The sequence below is a fragment of the Pseudomonas sp. SIMBA_068 genome (genome assembly GCF_046534705.1).
Classification (GTDB): Bacteria; Pseudomonadota; Gammaproteobacteria; order Pseudomonadales; family Pseudomonadaceae; genus Aquipseudomonas; species Aquipseudomonas putida.
In genome coordinates, this window is sequence record NZ_JAWRYI010000001.1 from 479,561 (window position 1) to 502,617 (window position 23,057).

General features: G+C 63.8%; 22 protein-coding genes and 1 pseudogene. 11 read left to right on the forward strand and 12 right to left on the reverse strand.

From position 1 onward, the window contains the following. Positions 1–2: 2 nt before the first annotated feature. From SB756_RS02100 to SB756_RS02115, 4 genes are all read right to left on the reverse strand, one after another. Positions 3–3,566 carry a molybdopterin cofactor-binding domain-containing protein gene (locus tag SB756_RS02100; protein WP_410910070.1) on the reverse strand — a complete coding sequence of 1,188 codons (3,564 nt, stop codon included), beginning with the start codon at positions 3,564–3,566 and terminating at the stop codon, positions 3–5. Continuing rightward, positions 3,563–4,036 (reverse strand): (2Fe-2S)-binding protein, encoded by a 474-nt coding sequence (locus SB756_RS02105; protein ID WP_410910071.1) that lies wholly within the window; start codon positions 4,034–4,036, stop codon positions 3,563–3,565. Before SB756_RS02105 ends, SB756_RS02100 begins: the two co-directional genes overlap by 4 nt. Before the next feature lie 133 nt (positions 4,037–4,169). After that, complete coding sequence (locus SB756_RS02110) at positions 4,170–4,646, reverse strand: MarR family winged helix-turn-helix transcriptional regulator (RefSeq protein ID WP_410910072.1); 477 nt, start codon at positions 4,644–4,646, stop codon at positions 4,170–4,172. A 70-nt stretch (positions 4,647–4,716) separates the two neighbouring features. After that, positions 4,717–5,769 (reverse strand): 2,5-dihydroxypyridine 5,6-dioxygenase, encoded by a 1,053-nt coding sequence (locus SB756_RS02115; protein WP_410910073.1) that lies wholly within the window; start codon positions 5,767–5,769, stop codon positions 4,717–4,719. Between the two features lie 322 nt (positions 5,770–6,091). Here SB756_RS02115 and nicC point away from each other — a divergent pair, with 322 nt between their 5' ends. The 6 genes from nicC (at position 6,092) to SB756_RS02145 (ending at position 12,419) form a co-directional block, all read left to right on the forward strand. Continuing rightward, a complete protein-coding gene (gene nicC / locus SB756_RS02120; RefSeq protein ID WP_341796212.1) occupies positions 6,092–7,240 on the forward strand; it encodes a 6-hydroxynicotinate 3-monooxygenase in 1,149 nt (382 codons plus the stop codon). Then, positions 7,237–8,043, forward strand: coding sequence for an N-formylmaleamate deformylase (gene nicD / locus SB756_RS02125; protein ID WP_410910074.1), 807 nt, complete (start codon positions 7,237–7,239; stop codon positions 8,041–8,043). Before nicC ends, nicD begins: the two co-directional genes overlap by 4 nt. 13 nt (positions 8,044–8,056) lie before the next feature. Next, positions 8,057–8,809 carry an Asp/Glu racemase gene (locus SB756_RS02130; protein ID WP_341796210.1) on the forward strand — a complete coding sequence of 251 codons (753 nt, stop codon included), beginning with the start codon at positions 8,057–8,059 and terminating at the stop codon, positions 8,807–8,809. Positions 8,810–8,824: 15 nt separating this feature from the next. Beyond that, positions 8,825–9,466, forward strand: coding sequence for an N-carbamoylsarcosine amidohydrolase (locus tag SB756_RS02135; RefSeq protein WP_410910075.1), 642 nt, complete (start codon positions 8,825–8,827; stop codon positions 9,464–9,466). 207 nt (positions 9,467–9,673) lie between these two features. Beyond that, positions 9,674–10,987 carry an MFS transporter gene (locus SB756_RS02140; protein ID WP_016498888.1) on the forward strand — a complete coding sequence of 438 codons (1,314 nt, stop codon included), beginning with the start codon at positions 9,674–9,676 and terminating at the stop codon, positions 10,985–10,987. A 139-nt stretch (positions 10,988–11,126) separates the two neighbouring features. After that, positions 11,127–12,419, forward strand: a complete 1,293-nt coding sequence (locus SB756_RS02145) for an OprD family porin (protein WP_410910076.1) — start codon at positions 11,127–11,129, stop codon at positions 12,417–12,419. A gap of 177 nt (positions 12,420–12,596) precedes the next feature. Here the strand turns inward: SB756_RS02145 and SB756_RS02150 are convergent, their stop codons facing one another. Beyond that, the gene (locus SB756_RS02150) at positions 12,597–12,782 is read right to left on the reverse strand and encodes a hypothetical protein (protein WP_341796207.1); all 186 of its coding nucleotides are present in this window, start codon (positions 12,780–12,782) and stop codon (positions 12,597–12,599) included. A gap of 673 nt (positions 12,783–13,455) precedes the next feature. On the opposite strand from SB756_RS02150, the gene SB756_RS02155 reads away from it, so the two are divergent. Next, positions 13,456–13,650, forward strand: coding sequence for a hypothetical protein (locus SB756_RS02155; protein WP_341796206.1), 195 nt, complete (start codon positions 13,456–13,458; stop codon positions 13,648–13,650). Positions 13,651–13,781: 131 nt separating this feature from the next. On the opposite strand, the gene SB756_RS02160 is transcribed toward SB756_RS02155, so the two are convergent. Beyond that, on the reverse strand, positions 13,782–14,687 hold the full coding sequence (locus tag SB756_RS02160; protein WP_410910077.1) for a LysR substrate-binding domain-containing protein: 906 nt from the start codon (positions 14,685–14,687) through the stop codon (positions 13,782–13,784). A gap of 98 nt (positions 14,688–14,785) precedes the next feature. Here SB756_RS02160 and SB756_RS02165 point away from each other — a divergent pair, with 98 nt between their 5' ends. Next, positions 14,786–15,547 carry a sulfite exporter TauE/SafE family protein gene (locus SB756_RS02165; protein ID WP_410910078.1) on the forward strand — a complete coding sequence of 254 codons (762 nt, stop codon included), beginning with the start codon at positions 14,786–14,788 and terminating at the stop codon, positions 15,545–15,547. Position 15,548: 1 nt separating this feature from the next. On the opposite strand, the gene SB756_RS02170 is transcribed toward SB756_RS02165, so the two are convergent. The 4 genes from SB756_RS02170 to SB756_RS02185 form a co-directional block, all read right to left on the reverse strand. Then, complete coding sequence (locus SB756_RS02170; RefSeq protein ID WP_341796204.1) at positions 15,549–16,973, reverse strand: diguanylate cyclase; 1,425 nt, start codon at positions 16,971–16,973, stop codon at positions 15,549–15,551. A gap of 137 nt (positions 16,974–17,110) precedes the next feature. Further along, a complete protein-coding gene (locus SB756_RS02175; protein WP_341796203.1) occupies positions 17,111–18,940 on the reverse strand; it encodes an SLC13 family permease in 1,830 nt (609 codons plus the stop codon). Positions 18,941–19,065: 125 nt separating this feature from the next. Next, a complete protein-coding gene (locus SB756_RS02180) occupies positions 19,066–19,458 on the reverse strand; it encodes a glycine zipper domain-containing protein (protein WP_016498896.1) in 393 nt (130 codons plus the stop codon). Positions 19,459–19,531: 73 nt separating this feature from the next. Beyond that, positions 19,532–19,717 carry a hypothetical protein gene (locus tag SB756_RS02185; RefSeq protein ID WP_063422710.1) on the reverse strand — a complete coding sequence of 62 codons (186 nt, stop codon included), beginning with the start codon at positions 19,715–19,717 and terminating at the stop codon, positions 19,532–19,534. A gap of 214 nt (positions 19,718–19,931) precedes the next feature. Here SB756_RS02185 and SB756_RS02190 point away from each other — a divergent pair. After that, positions 19,932–20,575: pseudogene (locus SB756_RS02190) on the forward strand (diguanylate cyclase domain-containing protein). A gap of 1 nt (position 20,576) precedes the next feature. Here the strand turns inward: SB756_RS02190 and SB756_RS02195 are convergent. After that, the gene (locus tag SB756_RS02195) at positions 20,577–20,867 is read right to left on the reverse strand and encodes an RcnB family protein (RefSeq protein ID WP_016498899.1); all 291 of its coding nucleotides are present in this window, start codon (positions 20,865–20,867) and stop codon (positions 20,577–20,579) included. Between the two features lie 116 nt (positions 20,868–20,983). On the opposite strand from SB756_RS02195, the gene SB756_RS02200 reads away from it, so the two are divergent. Together SB756_RS02200 and SB756_RS02205 are read left to right on the forward strand one after the other, a co-directional pair. Beyond that, entirely contained in the window at positions 20,984–21,334 is a 351-nt protein-coding gene (locus tag SB756_RS02200; protein WP_341796201.1) for a hypothetical protein, read from the forward strand. A 127-nt stretch (positions 21,335–21,461) separates the two neighbouring features. Continuing rightward, positions 21,462–22,283: a class I SAM-dependent methyltransferase gene (locus SB756_RS02205; RefSeq protein ID WP_410910079.1), complete on the forward strand. Its 822-nt coding sequence runs from the start codon at positions 21,462–21,464 to the stop codon at positions 22,281–22,283. Here SB756_RS02205 and SB756_RS02210 read toward each other — a convergent pair whose 3' ends face one another. Continuing rightward, positions 22,284–23,051 carry an SDR family oxidoreductase gene (locus SB756_RS02210; RefSeq protein WP_016498902.1) on the reverse strand — a complete coding sequence of 256 codons (768 nt, stop codon included), beginning with the start codon at positions 23,049–23,051 and terminating at the stop codon, positions 22,284–22,286. Positions 23,052–23,057 lie beyond the last annotated feature (6 nt).

Genomic DNA, 23,057 nt, shown 5'->3' on the forward strand with positions numbered 1-23,057 from the left:
GCTCAGTGGCTGCCGGGGTTGGCGCGCACCTGCGCGGCCTTGGCCGCCAGCCCTTGCCAGGCCGGCTTGTCGGCAGCAAAACGCTGGCGCATGTAAGCTGCCAGGTCGGCGACCTGGCGGTCCGACAGGCTGTCCTTGAAGCCGGGCATGTAGCCCAGGTCACGGGTTGCGGGGGTGGCAATGCCGTGCAACACCACGCGCAATAGGTTGTCCGGCAGGGCGCTGTGGACGTTGCTGTTGACCGCCATCGACGGGCTGACGCCAAACAGCTTCGGCCCCAGACCATCGCTGTGGCAGGCCATGCATGCGCCTTTGAATACCCGCTCGCCGTTGCTCAGCGACACTTGCGTGTCCACCTGGGGCGCGGCCTTGGCGGCCACTGCCTGTGGCTCGCCGTCGAGTGAACCGAGGTAGTGGGCAATGGCACGCACGTCGCTCTTTGGCAGGGTGGCCAGTTCGCTGACCACCGGGCCCATGGGGCCCGCCGCCACTCCGTGCTTTTCGGAGAAGCCGGTGGTCAGGTAGCTGAAAAGCTCGTCTTCGCTCCACGGCGTGGATGATTTGCCCAGGGCATTCAGGGCAGGGGCTTCCCACCCATCGACCATGCCGCCGGCCAGGTAGCTGCTGCCGCCTTTTTCCGCGCCCAGCAGGTTGCGCGGCGAGTGGCAGGCTGTGCAGTGGCCCAGGCCGTCGACCAGGTAGGCGCCGCGGTTCCACTGGGCACTGCGCTGCGGGTCGGGCTGGTATTCGCCGCGTTGCAGAAACAGCGCATTCCAGCCGGCCATCAGTGGCCGCTGGTTGAACGGGAAGCGCATCTGGTTGGCGGGTGCTTGCTGGCGTACCGGAGTTTGCGACATCAGGTAGGCATACAGCGCCTGCATGTCGGCGTCGTTGATGTTGCGAAACGAGGTATAGGGAAACGCCGGGTACAGGTGCCGACCGTCGCGGCTGATGCCTTCGCGCATGGCCCGCTCGAAGGCGCCGAACGACCAGCGGCCGATGCCGGTTTCCGGGTCGGGCGTGATGTTGGTGCTGTACAGCGTGCCGAACGGTGTTTCCATCGCCAGCCCGCCTGCATTGACCTTGCCGCCGCTGACCGTATGGCACACGGCGCAGTCACCGGCCGCCGCCACCTGGCGCCCACGATCGAGCATCGCGGCGCTCCAGCTGCCGGCGCCTGGTGGGGTTACCGGGGCGATTTCGGCGCGCCAGGGCAGGGCTGTGGCGAGTACACCCAGTGCAGCGCCGAATACCCCGGCCAGCGAGCCGAACCACCACTTCGAACGCTTGGTGGTCGGCTGCGCTGGCGCGGGCGCGTCAGGGGCCTGACCTTCGCCATCGAGGGCGGCACGCACCCGTTCTGCCGTGATGGGCAGCTCGCGAAAACGAATGCCGGTCGCGTCGAAAATGGCATTGGCGATGGCCGCCGCGCTCGGTACCGAGGCCGACTCGCCACTGCCCATCGGTGCTTCGTGCTGACGCGGCAGCATCATCACGTCGATGGCCGGCAGTTCGGGGAAGGTCAGGATCGGGTAGCCGCCCCATTCCTTGCTGGCCACGGTCGACTCTTCGAAGCTGACCTGCTCCTTGAGCACCCGGCTGGTGGACTGGATGACGTTGCCGTGGATCTGGTGGCGCACGCCCTCGGGGTTGACCATCATCCCGGCATCGTGGCCGATCACCACGCGGGTGACGGCCACTTCACCGGTGCGCCGGTCCACCGCGACATCGGCCACCCATGCCGCCCACGCCGCGCCAAAACCGGGGAACTTGCTGTGGATGTAGCGTGCATAGGCAAAGCCCCTGCCGCGCAGCACATCGCCTTCGGCCTGCGCCTGCATGGGCCGGGTATGCGGCTGCCATTCGGCGCGGTCGGCGGTGGCCTTGACCAGGTCGATGGCGCGCGGGTCGGACAGGTGCCTGAGGCGGTATTCGACCGGGTCGACGCCAGCGGCAAAGGCCAGCTCATCGATGTACGACTCGTGGGCGAAGCTGTTGGGCATGGCCGACACGCCACGCATCCACGAGGCGCGTACCAGTGGCGTCATGTCGTTGATGGTGACGCGCATGTGTTCGTAGTCATAGGGCGGTATCGACGTGCGGTCGCCCATTTCGAACAGGGCCGGCACCGGTTCCACGGCACCGGTCAGCAGCAGGGCCAGGGTAGGTGCGCCATTGGACGGGTAGCTGGTCTGGAAGTCGTAGGCGGCCACGCTGCCATCGGCGTTCAGGCCGCCGTCGATTTCCATCAGCTGCGCGGTGCCCTTGGGCTCCCACACATGCTCCTGCTCGCGGGTCAGCTGCACCCGCACCGGGCGCTGTACCGCGCGCGACAGCAGCACCGCGTCGGCGCACACGTCATCGGCACAGTTGCGGCCGTAGCAACCGGCGGCCTCCATGCGGATGATCTCGATGCGCTCCTCTGTGCACTCCAGCAGCCAGGCCAGGTCGGCGCGCAGCAGATGCGGGTTCTGCGTGCCGGACCACACGCGGATTGGCCCATCGGTGAAGTCGGCCAGTGCGCACGACGGGCCGATCGATGCGTGCAGCTGGTACGGCCACAGGTAGCTGCGGCTCAGGCGCTGGGTGGCATTGGCAATGCCGCCGTCGACATCGCCCTGGTCCAGCACGGTGCGCTGTACCCGCGGGTTGTCGCGGATGGCCTGGGCGACATCGCTGAGGTCGGGCAGCTTGCCTGTGAATGGCTTCCAGCTGATTTTCAGCGCCTGGGCCGCGCGGATCGCTTGCTCTTCGCGCTCGGCCACTACGCCGACAAAGTCGCGGATGACGACCACGGCCACCACGCCGGGCAAATGGGCGATGGACGATTCATCCACCGCCAGCAGGCTGTTGCCGACGAAGTCGCCGCTGTCATGACCGGCGTAGGGCGGGCGGATCACCCGGCCGTGAAGCATGTCGGGCAGGCGCATGTCATGCACATAGGTCAACTCGCCGGTGGCCTTGCCGGGAATGTCTACCCGTGCAGCGCTGCGGCCGACCAGGCGGTAGTCGTCGATGGCCTTGAGCGGGGCATCTTCGGCAATGTGCAACTGGTGGTTTTCGCCCTGTACCAGTTCGGCAAAACGCAGCGTGCTGCCATCGCTGGCGATGACCACGCCGTCTTCGATGCGTAGCACTTCGGGCGTGCAGCCAAGGCGATGCGCGGCCTGCTGCAACAGGTGGCGCCGTGCGGTGGCGGCTGCCTTGCGCAGGGGCACGGCGGAAATCTGCAGGGTGGCGCTGGCGATGGTCGCGCCCTGGTTGGGTGCCCGCTCGGTGTCGCCCAGTACCATGTGCACCTGGTCCATGCGCAGGTCCAGCTCTTCGGCGACGATTTGCGCCAGCGAGGTGCGGATGCCGGTGCCCAGGTCGACGTGGCCGTTGAAGGCGTAGACCATGCCGTCGTCGCTGACAGCGATGAACAACGCCAGCTCGCGCGCCTTGACCACAGGCGTCACACCCTTGGCCACGGGGCCCGAGGGTGGGGTGATCTGGTCGACGATCAGCAACACGCCAGTCTTGGCCAGCAGTTGGTCGCGGCTGGGCACCTGTTGTGAGTGGTTCATGCTTTTCTCCGGGTCTCGGCGGCGCGGCGCACGGCGCGCAGGATTTCGACGTGAGTGCCGCAGCGGCACAGGTTGCCGGACAGTTCCTGGCGAATCTGTTCGTCGCTGGGGTCGGGGATGCGGTCGAGCAGGGCCTTGGTGGTCATGATCATGCCGTTCATGCAGTAGCCGCACTGGGCTGCCTGTTCGTCGATGAACGCCTGTTGCACCGGGTGTGGCGCAGCCTTGCTGCCCAGCCCTTCGAGGGTGGTGATATCGCGACCCGCTGCGCCGGCCAGGGGGATGACGCAGGAGCGTGCGGCCACGCCGTCGATGATCACCGTGCACGCCCCGCATTCGCCCAGGCCGCAGCCGTATTTGGGGCCGTTCAGGCACAGGTCGTTGCGCAGGATAAGCAGCAGCGGGGTGTCGGGCATGGCGCTGGCTTCGACAGGCTGGCCGTTGACCCGCAGGGAGATGGTTGTTTGCATTGTTGGCTCATCTCTGGAGGTTGCTTGCGCTACCAAAGGACTCACATGACGCGAGATTTTCAGTAAGTACTCACTACATGAAATGAGTGAGCAAGAAGCAGGCCAGAGATGGTTTACCGGGCGCGTCAGCTTGTCAGCCGGGGTTTTCGTCGCTGTCGATCATCTTGCGCAGGAGGTACAAAATGGCCACGCGTTCGCCGGCATTCAGGCTGCCCATGCTCAATTCGCTGATCTGCCGGGCGCAGGGGATCATTGCGTCGAGCAATGCCGCGCCGCTGTCGGTGAGTTCGACAATGACCTTGCGCCGGTCGCCCGGGTCTGGCGACAGCTGCACCAGCTCGCGCGTTTTCAGGCGCTCGACGATGCCGCGGATGGTTGCCTGGTCCACCGCGGTGGCCTTGATCAGTTCTGCCTGGGAGCTGGGACCGTGGTCGCGCAGGGCACACAGGGTAACGAACTGGATCGAGGTAAGCTGCGGGTCGCAGGCCTGCTGTTGGAAGATCGCCGTGTGCCGTTGGTAAGCCTTGCGCAGCAGGTGGCCGACTTGTTCGGTGACGTCATAGGGTGTGGTGTCGAGCGGGGCGCTGCTGGGGGTGATTTTCTTTGGCATGGGATGGCTTGGGCTGGGTGGAAAGGTGCTGGCCGGCCGCCATTAGCGGAGCGCCCGGCCAGTATAACCACTATCGCGCCCTTGATTCCTCTGGTGCGACCACGTCGCCGGCCAGCACCACGGCCTTGTCGTCCAGGTAGATATCGCAGTTGCGCAGCGGGATGTCCAGGTGGCAGGGGGTCTTGCGCTTGCCGCCGACCTCGGTGTTCGGGCCGGTGGAGAACAGGAAGTTGCCGTAGAACGCGCGGGCGTCCATGCACATGCCGTCGTTGCGGTCGTGCAAGCCCATGGCCGTCCACTGCGCGCGCGGCTGCAGGCCCCAGCCGATGTGTGAGATACCGTACACCTCGGGGTCGTTGAAGTACTTCATGTAGTCGCGCAGGTACTCGGCCTCGAAGCCGCCGTGGATGCCGGTGATAAAGCCTTTTTCAATCTCCAGGGTGATGCGCTCGCGGCAGTAGTTCTTGAACGGCAGGATGATGTCGCCCACGTCCAGCACCAGTGTGCCCTCGGCACTGTCCTCGTTGGGCCAGGTGAACAGGAAACCGCTGGGCCAGTGGTCCCAGCGCCCCGGTTCGTCGGCATAGCCGTACTCGGTCACGGCGGGGTACTGGCCGAGCGGGGCGTGGAAGTCGCTGCCGGCCTTGGACCGCACATGCATGCTGCACGCCTGTTTCAGCAAGGTTTCAGCGGCCAGCACCCGGCGTTTGTCCTCTTCGCTCGGCAGCATGCGCGCCAGCACTTCGGGTGGCTCCACCGCCAGCAGGATGCGCGTGCCGGTCTTGAGGATCTGCTCCTGCTCGGGCGAGTGCAGCAGCATCATGGTATCGACGACCAGGTCGGCCGCTTCCAGCGCCCGCTGCGCCGCCAGGTTGCCGGTCAGTGCGGTGTCGCCGCAGTAGGCAGTCATGTCGTTGCCCATGGCGGTCGGGTGGTTGAACGCGGGCAGCTCTACCGCATACACCTTCGCCTTCAGGCGCTGCGCGGCCTCCATCGCGGCGTTGACCGTGCGCGGGTCGGAGTAGTGGCTCTTGAGTACGGCCACGCTCTGCGTCTCGTCCACGCGGGACAGCCTCAGTACGTGCTCGAACATCTGGGTCAGTTGTGCATTGCTCACCGGCATCGGGGTTCTCCTGGGTGGCGTTGACAGGGGTGCACCATGGCAGTGCCTGGCGCTTCATCGCGGTGCAAAATAATAGTGTGTACACCCTACTTTGGCAGATGAAAGCGCATCCGGACGGCAAGCGCAAGTTATCTGTTAAACGTTACCTATTCACACATCCCGCCAATGTTTGCGGTAACAGATAGCCGATATTGGCTTTCGATCAGGTGTTTGAAAAATATTTTGCTGGGCCTCTATCCAAAGTTCATTTGCAGCGTATACGCTCTAAATCGTCAGGCGGTCGAACCGCTGGCCACATATCAGAACAAGAGGAGAGATACCCATGCGTGGTAGGCAGAAAATCGCAATCGTCGGTGCGGGTCTGGGTGGGGCGGCCGCCGCCACGTTGCTGCAGCAGGCCGGGTTCGATGTCGAGGTGTTCGAGCAGGCGCCGGAGTTCACCCGCCTGGGGGCGGGCATCCATATCGGCCCCAACGTGATGAAGATCTTCCGCCGCATGGGGCTGGAGCAGAAGCTGGAGCTGATGGGCTCGCATCCGGACTTCTGGTTCAGTCGCGATGGCAATAGCGGTGACTACCTGGCGCGCATCCCGTTGGGCGAGTTTGCCCGCCGCGAGTACGGCGCGGCCTACATCACCATTCACCGTGGCGACCTGCACGCCCTGCAGATCGAGGCGATCAAGCCGGGTACCGTGCACTTCGGCAAGCGCCTGCAAAAGATCGTCGACGAAGGCGACCAGGTGCGCCTGGACTTCGCCGACGGCACCCACACCCTGGCCGACATCGTCATCGGTGCCGACGGCATCCACTCCAGGATTCGTGAAGAACTGCTGGGCGCTGAAGCGCCGATGTACAGCGGTTGGGTCGCCCACCGTGCGCTGATCCGCGGGGTAAACCTGGCGCAGCATGCCGATGTGTTCGAGCCCTGCGTCAAGTGGTGGTCCGAAGACCGCCACATGATGGTCTACTACACCACCGGCAAGCGCGACGAGTACTACTTCGTCACCGGCGTACCCCACGCGGCCTGGGACTTCCAGGGGGCCTACGTTGACAGCAGCCAGGAGGAAATGCGCGCTGCCTTCGAGGGCTACCACCCCACCGTGCAGAAGCTGATCGACGCCACCGAGTCGATCACCAAATGGCCGCTGCGCAACCGCAACCCGCTGCCGCTGTGGAGCCGTGGCCGCCTGGTGCTGCTGGGTGATGCCTGCCACCCGATGAAGCCACACATGGCCCAGGGCGCGTGCATGGCCATCGAGGATGCGGCCATGCTGACCCGCTGTCTGCAGGAGACCGGGCTGTCCGACCACCGCACCGCGTTCGCCCTGTACGAGGCCAACCGCAAGGAGCGGGCGTCCCGGGTTCAGGCGGTATCGAACGCCAATACCTTCCTCTACAGCCAGGAGGACCCGGCCTGGGTCTACGGCTATGACCTGTACAGCCAGGCGCTGAAAAGCGGGGAGGCGGCATGAGCACCTTCGTCGCCGGCGGCAACGTCTGCGCCAATGGCATCCGCCAGCATTACCTGCGCTATGGCGGCAAGGGCCATGCGCTGATCCTGGTGCCAGGCATCACCAGCCCGGCGATCACTTGGGGCTTCGTCGCCGAGCGCCTTGGGTTGTACTTCGACACTTACGTGCTGGATGTGCGCGGCCGCGGCTTGTCTTCAAGCGGCCCCGAGCTGGACTACGGCACCGACGCCTGTGCTGCGGACATTCCGGCCTTTGCCGCAGCGCTGGGCCTGGATAGCTACCACCTGGTCGGGCACTCGATGGGTGCGCGCTTTGCCATTCGCGCGGCTGCCCAGGGAGCACCGGGGCTGCAACGGCTGGTGCTGGTCGACCCGCCGGTGTCCGGGCCAGGCCGCCGTGCCTACCCGAGCAAGCTGCCGTGGTATGTGGATTCGATCCGCCAGGCCACTGTGGGCATGAGCGGCGACGACATGCGCGCATTCTGCGCCAGCTGGAGCGACGAGCAGCTGGCGCTGCGGGCCGAATGGCTGCACACCTGCCACGAGCCGGCGGTCGTGCGGGCGTTTGATGATTTTCACAACGTGGATATCCACCAATACCTGCCCGCGGTGCGCCAGCCAGCATTGCTGATGGTGGCCGGGCGAGGTGGGGTAATCGAGCCCCGTGACATCGCTGAAATATGCGAACTCAAGCCGGATATCCAGGTCGCGCATGTCGACAACGCCGGCCACATGATCCCATGGGATGACCTGGACGGCTTCTTCGCCGCTTTTGGCGACTTCCTCGACCAACCCCTTGTCTGACGGAGCACGAGACATGACCAAGCTATACCGCATCGGCCAGATCGTGCCGAGCTCGAACACCACGATGGAAACCGAAATCCCGGCGATGCTCAACGCGCGCCAGGCGATCCGCCCCGAGCGCTTCACCTTCCATTCCAGCCGCATGCGCATGAAGCAGGTGAAGAAGGAAGAGCTGGCCGCCATGGACGCCGAGTCCGACCGCTGCGCAATGGAGCTGTCCGACGCCAAGGTGGATGTGCTGGGCTACGCCTGCCTGGTGGCGATCATGGCCATGGGCCTGGGCTATCACCGGCAATCGGAAAAGCGCTTGCAGCAGGCCACCGCCGACAACGACGCGCTGGCACCGGTAATCACCAGCGCCGGGGCGTTGGTCGAGGCCTTGCATGTGATGAAGGCCAAGCGCATTGCCATCGTCGCGCCATACATGAAGCCGTTGACCGAGCTGGTGGTGAACTACATCCGCGAGGAGGGCTTTGAGGTGCAGGACTGGCGCGCGCTGGAAATCCCCGACAACCTCGCCGTGGCCCGCCACGACCCGGCCAACCTGCCAGGCATCGTCGCCGGCATGGACCTTGAGGGTGTCGATGTGGTGGTGCTGTCGGCCTGCGTGCAGATGCAATCGCTGCCGGCAGTGGCCAAGGTCGAGGCGCAGACTGGCAAGCCGGTGGTCACTGCTGCTATCGCCACTACCTACGCCATGCTCAAGGCGCTGGACCTGGAGCCGGTCGTGCCGGGCGCCGGTGCCCTGCTGTCGGGCGCCTACTGAAATCGGGAGATGGACATGAGCGACGCACAAAGCGCCCGTGACAACTATCAGGGCGTATGGGGCCAGCGCATCGGCTTTGGCCGCAAACCAGCCCTGTTGATGATCGACTTCATGCAGGGCTACACCACCCCCGGTGCACCGCTGTACGCCCCGGGCGTGGTGGTGGCGGTCGAACAGGCCGCTGGCCTGCTGGCGCTGGCCCGCGACTGCGGTACCCTGGTGGTGCATACCAACATCCGCTACCAGCCGCCGCATTTTGCTGACGGCGGCGTGTGGGTGCGCAAGGCGCCGGTGATGAAGGACATGGTCGAAGGCAACCCGCTGGCGGCGTTCTGCGAGGCCGTTGCGCCACAGGCAGGGGAGGTGGTGCTGAGCAAGCAGTACGCCAGTGCCTTCTTCGCCACCAGCCTGGCCCCGCTGCTGCATGCTCAAGGCGTGGATACCGTGGTACTGGCTGGCTGCTCTACCAGCGGCTGCATCCGCGCCAGTGCGGTGGATGCCATGCAACACGGGTTTCGAACCATCGTGGTGCGCGAATGTGTCGGTGATCGCCACAACGACCCGCACGAAGCCAACCTGTTCGACATCGACAGCAAGTATGGCGATGTCGTCACCCGCCAGGAGGCGATGCAGCAACTCAGGCGCCTGGCCGGCTGAACGCCGGGTAGCCCTTACCAATAACAATCAAGGACCGGTGCGGGAAGCCCGTCCATGACCGCCTGCTGTCCGGGTGGTCGCCCCGCAGGAGCACTCGGGGTCTTCAGGCGCTGCCCAGGCACGCCGCGTATAGTGCGCGGGGTGCCCGGCGCGTCGAACACTGCTGGCCTTAAAACAACCACAAAGTCGCCCGCCAGGAGACAGGAAATGCCAATTGCGAATGCAACCACGGTCCACAGTGACATCGACCATGGCACTAAAGCGCTGTACAGCAAGATCACCTGGAGGCTCATCCCCTTCCTGTGCTTCTGCTACCTCGCAGCTTATCTGGACCGCATCAATGTCGGCTTCGCCAAGCTGCAGATGCTCGAAGACCTGCAGTTCAGCACAGCGGCCTATGGCCTGGGTGCCGGGCTGTTCTTTGTCGGCTACATCATTTTCGAAGTGCCGAGCAACCTGATCCTGCAGCGCGTTGGCGCCAAGCTATGGATCGCACGCATCATGATCACCTGGGGCCTGCTGTCGGCCTGCACCATGTTCGTTTCCACCACCACCCAGTTCTATGTCCTGCGTTTTCTGCTGGGGGCTGCCGAGGCCGGCTTCCTGCCGGGCGTGCTGTACTACCTGACCATGTGGTACCCCACCTATCGGCGCGGGCGCATCATTGCCTTGTTCATGATCGGGCTGCCCTTGTCGAGCGTGATCGGCGGGCCGATTTCTGGCTGGATCATGGGGCATTTCGACCAGGTGCATGGCCTGCACGGCTGGCAGTGGCTGTTTTTGCTGGAGGCGATCCCCAGTGTGTTGCTGGGCATCCTCACGTTCTGGGCATTGCCTAACCATTTCCAGCAGGCCAAGTGGCTGTCGGCTGACGACAAGGCGCAGCTGGCAGCGGACCTGGCGGCTGACGATGCCGAAGGCAAGGACAGCAAGCACAGCTTTCGCGACGGCTTTTTCAACCTGAAAGTGTGGATGCTGGGGGGCATCGACTTTTCGATTTTGCTCAGCGCCTACGCCATGGGCTTCTGGATGCCGACCTTCATCCGCGATGCTGGCGTCAGCGATACCTTCCACATCGGTCTGCTGACGGCCATTCCGAGCCTGGCCGCACTGGCCGGCATGTTGATGATCGGGGCCAGCTCCGACCGCCACCGTGAGCGCCGCTGGCACATCATCGTGCCGTTCATCATTGGTGCAATCGCCATGGCCAGCAGCACGTTGTTCAGCCAGAACCTGGTGATGACCGTGGCGCTGTTCGCCATTGCCTCGGCAGCGATCATCGGCGCGGTGCCGGTGTTCTTCAGCCTGCCGGCGACCTTCCTCAAAGGCACTGCGGCCGCCACCGGCTTTGCCCTGGCTTGCTCGGTGGCCAACATCGCAGGCCTGGTGAGCAACTCACTGATGGGCCTGGTCACCGACCTCACCGGTACCTCCCACGCCGCATTGTGGGTGTTTGCCGGCTGCCTGATCCTCAGCTGCTTCCTGGTCATCGCCTTGCCGGCGAAGCTGGTCAACCGCTAGCGGCCCAGCGCTTCAAGCAACGGCAGGGCAGGCGGGCCGGGTGCCCGCCTGCCGACCCTCACTCGATGCAACCCGCACGTTGGCGGCCATACACGGCCGCCGCGCCGGGTTGCTGTTGCCCGATTCCAGGAGTCGCTCCATGCAAGGTTTCACTGCACCGCGTTTTTCTTCGTCTGCGTGCCTGGCCGGCGGGTGTATCGCCGCCGCGTTGTGCCCCGAGGCCTCGGCAGAGGAGGCCGGTTTCATCGAAGGTGCCCGCGCCACGCTGCAGGCACGCAATTACTTCTTCAGCCGCGATTATGCCGATATCAAGGGCGCGAGCACCCAGTCGCGTACCCAGGAATGGGCGCAGGGTTTTATCCTGAACGCAAGCTCCGGCTACACCCAGGGCACGCTCGGCGTCGGCGTGGATGTGACGGGCCTGCTTGGTTTCAAGCTCGACAGCAGCCCGCAGCATGCCAGGTCCGGGTTGCTGCCCAGCCTGGACAGCGGCAAGTCGGCGGACGAATACAGCCGCCTGGGGGCGGCGATCAAATTCAAGGTCTCGCAAACCGAACTGAAGGTGGGCGAGTTGATGCCCAACCTGCCTGTGCTGTTGTTCAGCGATCTGCGCCTGCTGCCGCCTACCTACCAGGGCGCGATGCTGGAGTCGCGCGAGTTTGCCGGGTTGACCCTGAATGCCGGCCAGTTCCGCTCCACCAGCCTGCGCGACTCGTCCAACAGCCAGAAAATGTACGCGCTGGTCAACGACCCGATCAACCCTGCGCGGCTGGCGCGTTTCACCAGTGACCGCTTCAACTACGTTGGCGCCGATTATGCCTTCAACGGCAACCGTACCAGCGTCGGTGTATGGCAGGCGCAACTGGAGGATATCTACCAGCAGCGCTTCTACAGCTTCAAGCACGCCGAGCCGCTGGGGGACTGGACGCTGGGGGTCAATGCCGGCTACTTCGATGCCCGGGAGGACGGGCGCAAGATTGCCGGTGACTATGACAACCATGCGCTGTTCAGCCTGTTTTCGGCCAAGACCGGCGGGCATACCTTTTATGTGGGCTACCAGCAGATCGGCGGCGATGATGGCTTCATCCAGGTGGGTGCAAACACCAACCCGATGGGTAATACGCTGCCGACCTATGAGTTCTCGGCGCCAGGCGAACGCTCGTGGCAGGTGCGGCATGACTACAACTTTGTCGCCTTGGGGCTTCCGGGGCTGACGTCGACCCTGCGTTATGTGACAGGGCGCGACGTGGACACCGGGCTGGGCTTTGAAGGGCGGGACCGCGAGCGTGACCTGGACCTGGCCTACGTGGTGCAGAGCGGGCCGCTGGCCGGGTTTGGGGTGCGCGTGCGCAACGTGATGGCGCGCTCCAACTACCGCACCGACATCGATGAGAACCGCTTGATCCTCAGTTACACGGTCAAGCTGTTCTAAAGCCGATGGACTGTGCTGCGCGCTTTGTGTATGGGTGGCCTTGTGTCGCGGCAGGGCTGCGCAGCAGCCCCAGGGTTTCAGCGAAAATGCATAAATTGCCGGGGCTGCTACGCAGCCCTGTCGCGACACAAGGCCGCTCCTACAAGTCTGGTGCATGCCTTGCGGGAGCAGTAGCGGTCACTGCAGGGTCACGGGCTTGAGGTTATCCGGCAACTGCCTGATAGCCGCCTCAATTTGCGCGATCGGCCCGGCGAGGCGGTCCGCTTCCATGTCCTTGCCCTCACTTCTCAGGCGGTCGCACTCAAGGCGCAGGTCCAGCAATTTTTTCTGTAGCTTCAGGGCCGAAGTGTTGAACGGGTCCATGCTTTTCTCGTGCTGTAGGCTTCCGTGCCGTTGTAGGAAAAATGGACCGTAGCAGCTCGAATTAACTGGAGAAACTGATGTTTCATACAGGTTTGTACCCCTACCGCGATTCTTCCCACAGCGCACAGTAAAAAGTCCTACAAACTACGTTTCAATTCATGTGCTCTCAATCGAGCTCGACATCTCGTGTCAGCTGCGTTCAGTCGCCTTTTGAAGGGCAGGCCACCCTGCGTGGTTACAGCCGGAGCCTGTAACCCGTCTTGAAAGCTCATGTAGCAATAATGTATCTGCGGCGCATCTGATCCGCTTTTTTTCCACAAACCTGAATCTGTAACCGTATCAGCCCAGGCTCGACAATATGTCCATTCCCGCATCACAACTGTAGAGGTTCCAATGGGCAAGCTGGCGCTGTTCCTGGGTGGTTTTCTGCTACTGACCATTCTGATTGGTATTCTTGGCACCATTCCGCCAAGCTGACTTCAACTGCTTTTTTCCTGCGCGGCCCGTCTATTTCAAATGACGGGCCCAATGCCTGACCAATTGGCCAGTATTCCCCCTGCTTGCACTGCTGGACCAGCGGTAGCTGCAAGTCATTCTCAAGTGCAAAAGCCTCGTGTAGTCTCCCGCCGCCGCTCATTCGGGCCGGTCTTTTTGCCGTGGAGTCGATACATCAATGGAATACAAGAAAGGCACTTCAGCCATGCTGGAGTGGCGTAGCCGTTTTCTTGCCGAAGGCACACTTGATGAGCAGGGATATGACCAGGCATTGCGCGATGCCCTGGTGCTGGAACAGGCCGGAGTGATCACCACGGCGGAGTGGATCGAGCTGGTCAAGCTGGCAAACACGGCGTTGCTGGTTGTGCGATAAGTCGTTCTTTGCGTTGGGAAATCTGTCCACAAAAAACGTGGGTAGGTCTGTGGATAAAGTGCTGTAAGCCAGGCCCGAGGCGGGCTCTGTTAAATTGAGCAGAAATTGAACAGTCATTTCGGCGGGCTGTTTTAGCAGGCCAGGCCGGCACGGCGCAGTGCCGCTAGCAGGTCGCGTACCCGCGCCGGCAGTTCGCCAGCAGGGTACACGGCATGCATTTGCGGGTCCTGGCCGCTGCTGGAAGTCAGGCGGTATTGCGGGCATACCCGGCCTAGCCGCCCGGCCTTGACCTGCGCTTCGCCAACCCAGGCAGCCAGGCGGGCGATGCCTGCCCCGGCCAGGGCGCTGTGGTACACCGCGTCACCGGAGTCCAGGCGTAGCCTCGGCCTGGGCCGCAGGCTGGTAATCTGGTCGTCGCGGCAAAAATGCCAGGCCTTGAGAATGCGCGGGGCGGTGTGCAGGATCAGCGCATGCCCTTCGAGCTCTTCAGGGTGCTGTGGTGTGCCGGCCACCGCCAGGTAAGCCGGGCTGGCATACAGGTGGCGCTGGTAGGCCCACAGCGGGTAGCCGATCAGCTCGCTCGATTGCGGAAAGGCCCCACGTACCACGAAATCGAACTTGCCTTGCAGCGGGTCGAGGGTTTCGTCGCAGTACCTTACGTCCAGGGTGACTTTGGGGTGGCAGCGGGAGAACTCGGCGAGCACCTGTGGCAGCACATGCTCACCCAGCAGTTGCGGCACGGCAAAGCGTATCCAGCCCTCGGCGCTGCCACTGAGCGCGGCCAACTCGTCGGCCGCATCACGTTGCACATCCAGCAAGCGTTCGGCATGGGGCAGCAGGCGCTCACCGGCTTCGGTGAGGGTGACGGCGTTGGCGTTGCGGTTGAGCAGCTTGCTTCCGGCGTTGTCTTCAAGGGTTTGTACCGCACGGGTTACCGCGCTGGGTGAGCGCCCCAGCGCGCGGGCGGCGGCCACGAAGCTGCGCTTGTGTGCCACGCTGACGAACGCCTGGATTTCCCGCAACATGTCCAATGCCATTGCCTGCTCCTTGTTGCAGTTTTTGCAATATGGCATTTCAACACAAGCGCAGCACTTTGATTAGCCTTGCTGGGGTCTTCTCTGCCTGGAACCGCGTCATGATGGATGTTGCTGTGCTTTCTGTGTTCGCCTTTGCCGCTGGGCTGATCGACGCCGCAGTGGGGGGCGGCGGGCTGATCCAGATCCCGGCCTTGTTCAACGTGCTGCCCACCGCGCAACCAGCGGCGTTGCTCGGCACCAACAAGCTGGCGTCTGTGTGTGGTACGGCCTTCGCGGCGCGCTCGTTCATTCGCAAGGTGACGCTGGACTGGGGGCTGATCGTGCCGGCAGCGCTCAGCGCCTTTGTCATGTCGTTCGCAGGCGCGGCCACGGTATCACTGGTGCCGCCCAGTGTGATGCGCCCGGCAGTGCTGGGGATGATCGTGCTGATGGCCATCTACACCTTCTGCAAGAAAGACTTCGGCACGCTGCACAAACCCGCGAAGATCGGCCGCAAGGAGCAGTGCCTGGCGGTGCTGATCGGTGGTGCGATCGGTTTTTACGATGGCCTGTTCGGTCCGGGCACCGGCAGCTTCCTGATCTTCCTGTTCATCCGCTTCTTCGCATTGGACTTCCTGCACGCCTCGGCCTCGGCCAAGGTGGTGAACATTGCCACCAACCTGGCGGCGCTGGTGTTCTTCGTGCCCTCTGGCAACGTGCTGTATGCCATCGCGCTGCCCATGGCGGCGTGCAACGTGCTCGGGGCCCTTACCGGCACCTGGCTGGCAGTACGCAAGGGCGCAGGCTTTGTGCGCGGGCTGTTCCTGATACTGCTGTGCGTGCTGATCGCCAAGCTGTCGTGGGACTTGCTGGCCGGTTGAGTCACACCACCTGGCGCTGTGCTTCTGCCTGTTCGACGCGGTTGCGGCCATGGGCCTTGGCCCGGTACAGCGCCTGATCGGCGCTTGCCAGCAACGTGTCCAGGCTGGGGGCCGGGATATTGGCGTCGCAGCCGGCCAGGCCGATACTCACGGTAATCTGCAGGCGCTGGTCGGCCTGCACCACGTGCAGGTCCTGTACCGCGCGGCGCAGGCGTTCGGCGGTGAACTTGGCACGTTCTGGGGCAAGGCCCGGGAGGATGACGACAAACTCCTCGCCGCCCAGGCGCGCGAGCAGTTCATCGTTGTGCAACTGGTCTTGCAGGGTGCTGGCGAACTGGCGCAGCACCTGGTCACCGACCCCGTGGCCATGGGCATCGTTGATCGACTTGAAGTGGTCGATGTCCAGCATCATCAGGGTCAGTGGCAGCGCCTGGGCATGCTGCTGGCGGCTGTCCAGCAGCGCGTTGGCGCGGCGGGTGAAGGCACTGCGGGTGAGCACGCCGGTCAGGTGGTCGATGGTGGCCTGGTGCGCCAGGCGGGCCATCAGGCTGCGGTTGGCCTGGCTGACGCAGGCCACCACCAGCGGGCCGAGCACCAGCATGGCAATGCCCAGGCGCGCCGACATCAGCGTGGTCACCCCAGGCTCGCTTTGCGGCACGCTGAAGTGCATGAGGTTTTGCGCCACCGCCACAATCAAGGTGCTGCCGGCGGTGAGTGTGAGCAGCGAAACCATGAATGGCGAGTAGGTCCAGGCACACCACAGCAAGGCGGCAATCGGGAAGGCGATGGCACCGGGGCCGCCAAAGGCAATGCTGACCGCCAGCGAGACCAGCAGCACCAGCAGCGGCGCCAGGCGGATGGCCTGGGCACCTCCGCGCACCAGGGCCCGTACCGAGGGCGCGGTGAACAGCACCGGCAGCACCAGCACGCTGGTCGAGAACTGTTCGCTGAACCAGGCCAGCCAGGTGGCGCGTAAGGATTGCTCGAACCAGGGTGCAGCCATGACCGCTGCCATGCTGGCCGCCACCATGGCGGCGGCGGCACAGGCGGCGAACACGCTGAGTACGCCGTGCGGGGTGCGCATGCGCCGGTGCAGCCGTGGCAAGCGCGACAGCAGCTGCCAGAGGGTTACTACCACAGCAAGATTGCACAGGTTGAACCACAGGGCCGGCACCCAGGCACTGCCACACAACAGGTCGGCGCCGACCATGGCCAGCCACACCAGGCTGAAGCCGGTCAGGGTGGCCAGGCGAGGGTAGCGCAACAGTACGCCGGCCAACACAGCGTTCACTGGCCAGAACAGCGACAGCGATTCGATCGGGCGTGCCAGGATGCCGCCCAGGGTGAGGGCAAAGGTCAGGCAAAGCAGAACGACATAAGGCAACAAGCGCGATTGGGCTGGAAAAACCATGAACTCGACCGGCAAGCGGAAACGAAATCCAGGACAACGCCTTGAAGCACCTGGGGCAATACCCGTAGTGTGTTTCGTCAGGCCAGTTGATGTCAATCTGCCGCGATCGGTCGAGATAATGTCAAATTGCCTCTAATCCTTGTTGCTTTCCTTTACAACCCGAAGAACCACGGCACCATCACGACGGTGACCACCATCACCAGCACGGTGAACGGCACGCCGATTTTGACGAAGTCGGCGAAGCGGTATTGCCCCGGCCCCAGCACCAGTGTGTTGACCGGCGATGACACCGGCGTCATGAATGCCGCCGATGCGGCCAGGGCCACGGTCATGGCAAACGGGTAGGGTGACATGCCCAGTTGCGCGGCGGTACTGACAGCCACCGGCGCCATCAATACCGCAGTGGCCGTGTTGGAAATGAACAGGCCAATCACCGCCGTGACGGCGAACAGGCAGGCGAGAATGGCACTTGGGCCGGCGCCACCCAGCACGCTGACCAGCCCGCCCACCGCCAGGTCGATACCACCGGTTTTTTGCAGTGCCTGGGCGAACGGCAGCATGCCGACGATCAGCACCAGGCTTTGCCAATGAATGGCCCGATAGGCGCTGTTCATGTCGATGCAGCGGCCGGCGCCCATCAGCAGGCAACCGATCAAGGCCGCGATGACATTGGGCACGGTACCGCTCACCATCAGCCCGACCATCACCGCCAGGCTAAGCAACGCCTGTGGCGCGCGGGTGCGGGCTGGCGCGACCTGGTCGATCTCGGCGGGCAGGCTCAGTACCAGAAAGTCCTTGGGCTGGCTTTGCAACTGGCGCACGGCCTTCCACGGGCCGACCACCAGCAAGGTATCGCCAAGGCGCAGCTTTTCTTCCACCAGTTGCTCTTCGATAGCGGCCTGTTCGCGGCGCAGGCCGACCACGTTGAGGCCGAAGCGGGTGCGGAAGGCCAGTTCGAGAATGCTTTTGCCGATCAACTGCGAGCCCGGCGGCAGCGAGACCTCGGCCATGCCCAGTTCCTGGGACTGATCGATGAAGTAGGCTGCCTTGAAGTGCAGGGGCTCCAGTTGCATGGCCTGGCACAGGCTGCGCAGGTCGTCGCGGTTGGCGAACAGGTCAAGCAGCAGCACGTCGCCCTGGTGCAGTACGGTGTTGGAGTCGGCGCCGATCACCCGTGTGGTGAACTTGTGCTGGCGCTCGATGCCGATCACGTTGGCGCCGTGCCGGGTGCGCAACTCCAGCTCGCCGAGGGTATGGCCGATCAGCGGTGAATCAGGGCGTATGCGCAGGCGCCGTTCACGGCCGTTGAGCTTGTAGTCCAGCACCAGGTCCAGCAGTGTGCGGCGGGTTTCCACACGGCCGTCCTTGCGTACTTCGCCGTTCAGCCAGTGGCGGGTCAGCAGCATGTAGCCGATGCCCAGCACCAGCACCACCAGGCCGAACGGAGTAAAGCTGAAGAAGCTGAAGCCCGCTTCGCCATTGCGCACCAGCTCGCTGTGCACCACTACGTTGGGCGGTGTGGCCACCAGGCTTAGCATGCCGCTGATTAGCCCGGCAAACGCCAGAGGCATCATCAGGCGGCTGGGCGACAGCTGCAGGCGCGCGGCAATGCTTAGCACCACCGGGATGAAAATGGCCACCACGCCGGTGGAACTCATCATCGACCCCAGCCCGGCCACGGCCACCATCAGCAGCACCAGCAGGCGTGTCTCGCTATTGCCGGCCCGCTCACTCATCCATTCGCCAATACGGTAGGCAATACCGGTGCGCACCAGGCCTTCGCCGATCACGAACAGGGCGGCGATCAGTACCACGTTGGGGTCGCTGAAGCCGGCCAGGGCCTGCTCCACGGTAAGGATGCCGAGTAGCGGCAGGGCCAGAATCACCATCAGCGCGACCACGTCCATGCGTGGGCGATTGATGATGAACAGAACGACGACGATGGCCAGCAGGCCGAGGACCCAGAGCAGATCTTGGTTCATGGGGAGAGGGTGTTCCTTCACACGGGGCACGATAGACAGTAGCAGCCAATGTGCCAGCTTGTGATGAAGGGGGTGTTGATGTGCTGCAACAAATAGGGCCGCTATGCGGCCCTTGAGTCAGCTGATCAGTGACGGTGACGGCGGTGCTTCTTGCTGCCGCGGTTGTCGTCACCCAGGTGGTTGCCGAGGGCACCACCGGCCGCGCCGCCCAGGCCGGCACCGACGGTGGAGCCGGTCTTGCCGCCCACTGCGCCGCCCAGCAGCGAGCCGCCAGCCGAGCCCAGGCCACCGCCGATGGCGGCTTCGGTACGGTTGCCCTTGCGTGCACCTACCGCACTGCCGGCTGCGCCGCCCACGCCGGCACCGATGGCCGCGCCGGTCTTGCCGCCGAGTTGTTGACCGACAACGTTACCCAGGACACCACCCAGGCCACCGCCAATGGCGGCAGTACCGTCACCGGCGAAAGCGCCTTGGCACAGCAGCAGGCCGAGGGCAAGGGAAGGCAGAGTCAGACGCATGATACGAACCTCAAAGGAATCATCAGGTTAAGTTGCCGCGCAACGGGCGGCAGGTCAGGGGGGTAAAGACGCTTCAGCGGTAGTCGCGGTCACCGCGGTACTGACGATTGTCATCGTCATCGCGGTCATGCCGATGGTGGTGGCGATGGCCACGGTCGCGGTCACGCCAGCCATCGTCGTCGTCATGGTAGCGATGGCTGTGGCAGCCTGCGGTCAGCAAAAATGCAGCAATCAGCGAAAGGCTTGCAAGGCGGGTCATCACGATATAGGTCCTTGATCCGCAATGGTTTACGGGACACTTCCTGAGACTGGAAATGATCCATTTGGTTTCCCGGGCGGGCAAAAAAATGGCGCTGCAGTGATGAGCGGCGTGCTTGCAGGCTGTTGTTCTGTCCCATTCGGTCAGGGTCGCGCGGGCAATGTCCCTATAAACTGTGGGGCAAGCCGCAGCCAAGACGGCAATCTGCCACTCGGTGAATCACGATGATCGCCCATACCCCACGTTGTTCGCCGCCGTTGTACTGGTCGCAACCATTCTGGCGTTCTGCCTGTTGCTGGTCGGGCGCAGCAACCGCCGTGACAACCTGCTGCTCACCGGTTGCGGGCTGCTGATGCATGCGCTGGCTTATGTCTGCTACACCGTCTATGCCCAGGCCCCGCTGTGGGTCAGCTACGGCCTGGGCAACAGCTTGCTGTCGCTGGCTCTGGCGTTCTACACCGCCAGCCTGTTCCGGGTGCGTGAGCAGGTGGTGCCCTGGCGTGTCATCTTCGTCATCTCCGCCTGCATGCTGCTGGCGACGCTGGTATTGATGCTGCAGTGCTCGATGATTCTTTACTGGGCGTGGCGCCATGCCGAGCGGCCGGGCAGGGCCCACCTGCTGCTGCAGATCGGTGCGTTGATCAGCCTGGTCGGCCTGGGCATGCGTGTGCGCGCAACCCGGCGCGCTTTGCCGGTGACCAGATCGAACTGCGCTTCAGCGTCGGCTTGTGGTGTGGTGTGCCGGGCCCCAAAGACAGCACCGCCAACCTGCTGGCCCAAGCCGATGCGGCGCTGTACCAGGCCAAGGCCGCCGGGCGCAACACGGTGCACATGGCAGCGTTGATCCAGGCGGGATGAATCAGGATGCCGGCTGAATCGCCAGCACTACCCCGTTGGTGATCTGCACCAGCACGTAGTGGTCACCCATGCGTACCCAATGGCTTTCCTTCTCGGGTGCTGGCAAGCCTTTGGCTTTCCAGTCCTTGATGGCCTCCTCGTCGCGTTTGTACTGGTCCGGGGCCTTGTCGCCCACTTCAAGCGTGCGATTGTGGGTTTCCGGGGCGGTGATGCTTTCTTCGCTGGAGGGCGCGGCGCTAACGGCCAGGGGCAGGCAGGGCAGGGCGGCGAGTAGCAGATAGTGAAGCTTCATGTGGTGCTCCTGATGGCGGTATACCTTATCTGCGACAGCGGCATGCGCGTGACAATTCACTCGCGATACCCGCCAGTGCTAGAGTCGCATCTTTTTCAATACCCTGAGGATGGAACATGCGTGCGATTCTGCCGATGGCCGCAGCGCTGATACTGGTCGGTTGTGCTTCTGCGACCATGGAGACGGCCCGCGGCGGCAAGCCGGCTGCGCAGCTCGATTCGCACAAGGCGCCGGAGCTGGTGGCGCAGTGCATCCAGTACAGCTGGCAGGAAGAGAAGGTGTTCGGCGACGATGCCAGTGGCTACCTGGAACCCCGCAAGCAGGGCGGGTTCACGGTCTATACCCGTGAGGCGGAGGCGTTTGTGGATGTTTACCCCCAGGCGGGCGGGGCGCGGGTCGACTACTACGCGCAGAAGAATGACGGCGTGGCGCTGCAGCGCCGGGCAGCGGCGGCTACCTGCCTGTAAGGGCCAGTGCAGTCCAGTTGTTTGCTCGGTGGGTGTTTTTCGGCCTTTACAATTTTTAGCAAGGCAGTGGTGTCGTAGATGAGCAGGTGGCGGCTAGCATGAGCCGTCACCACTCAAGGAAGACGCCATGGACCGCTCACTGCAACTCAACCGCACCAGTTGGGACGAACGCGCCCCGCTGCACGCTGCCTCCAAGGAATACGAAGTCGATATTCTGGTCCAGCGCCCCGGGCACCTTTCCGAAACCGTGCGCTTCGACCTGCCTTTGCTTGGCGACATCACCGGGCTGAACACCGTCCACCTGCAGTGCCACATCGGCACCGACACCTTGTCGCTGGCACGCCTTGGCGCCAAGGTCTGCGGCCTGGACTATTCGGCGGCTTCGCTGGTGGAGGCGCGGGCACTGGCCGAGCGTTGCGCGATGCCCATCGCGTATGTCGAGTCCGACGTCTATGCCGCCGACAAGGTACTGCCGGCAGGCACGTTCGACCTGGTCTACACCGGTATTGGCGCGCTCTGCTGGTTGCCCCGCATCGAGCCGTGGGCGCGTGCGGTCGCGGCGCTGCTGAAGCCTGGCGGGCGGTTGTTCCTGCGCGATGGGCACCCGATGCTGATGGCCATCAACGAAGACCACCAGGACCGCCTGCAGCTCGAATACCCGTATTTCGAGCACGAAGCGCCGACGGTGTGGCACAACGACCAGACCTACGTCGAGACCGAACAGCGCCTTGCCCACACCGAAACCCACGAATGGAACCACGGCCTGGGTGAAGTCGTGACTGCCCTGCTGGCGCAGGGGCTGCAATTGACGGCACTGGTCGAGCACCAGAGCATCCCCTGGGAGGCGCTGCCGGGGCAGATGCTCAAGGGCAGCGATGGTGAGTACCGCTTGCGCGAGCAGCCTGCACGCTTGCCCCTGAGTTACACCTTGGTGGCGGTCAAAGCCTGATCAGGACAGGTAGCCGCCGTCGACGTTGAGTGCCGTGCCGGTGGTGTAGCTGGAGGCATCGCTGGCCAGGTACAACACCGCGCCGGCCATTTCCTTGGGGTCGGCCACGCGTTTGAGCGGGATCTGCTGCAGTGCGGCGTTCAGGATGGCGTCGTTCTTCACCAGTGCAGAGGCGAACTTGGTGTCGGTCAGGCCCGGCAGCAGGGCGTTGCAGCGAATGCCGAACTGGGCGCACTCTTTGGCGAAGACTTTGGTCATGTTGATGACTGCCGCCTTGGTCACCGAATAGATACCCTGGAAATGGCCGGGGGACACGCCGTTGATGGACGCCACGTTGATGATGCTGCCGCCGCCATGCTCGCGCATCAGCTTGCCGGCTTCCACCGACATGAAGAAGTAACCGCGAATATTCACGTCCACGGTCTTCTGGAACGCATTCAGGTCGGTGTCCAGCACGTTGCAGAACTGCGGGTTGGTGGCGGCGTTGTTGACCAGGATGTCCAGGCGCCCGAACTGTTCGCGGATGCCGGCGAACACCTGCCGGATCTGTTCCATCTCACCGATGTGGCAGGCCACCGCCGTCGCCTTGCCACCCGCCGCGATGATTGCCTCGGCCACCTGTTGGCAACCGTCTAGCTTGCGACTGGAAACGATTACATGGGCACCTTGCTGGGCCAGCAGGTGGGCGATGGCTTCGCCGATGCCGCGGCTGGCGCCGGAAACGAAGGCAATCTTGCCGTCGAGGTCGAACAGGTGGGTCTTGGACATGCTTTT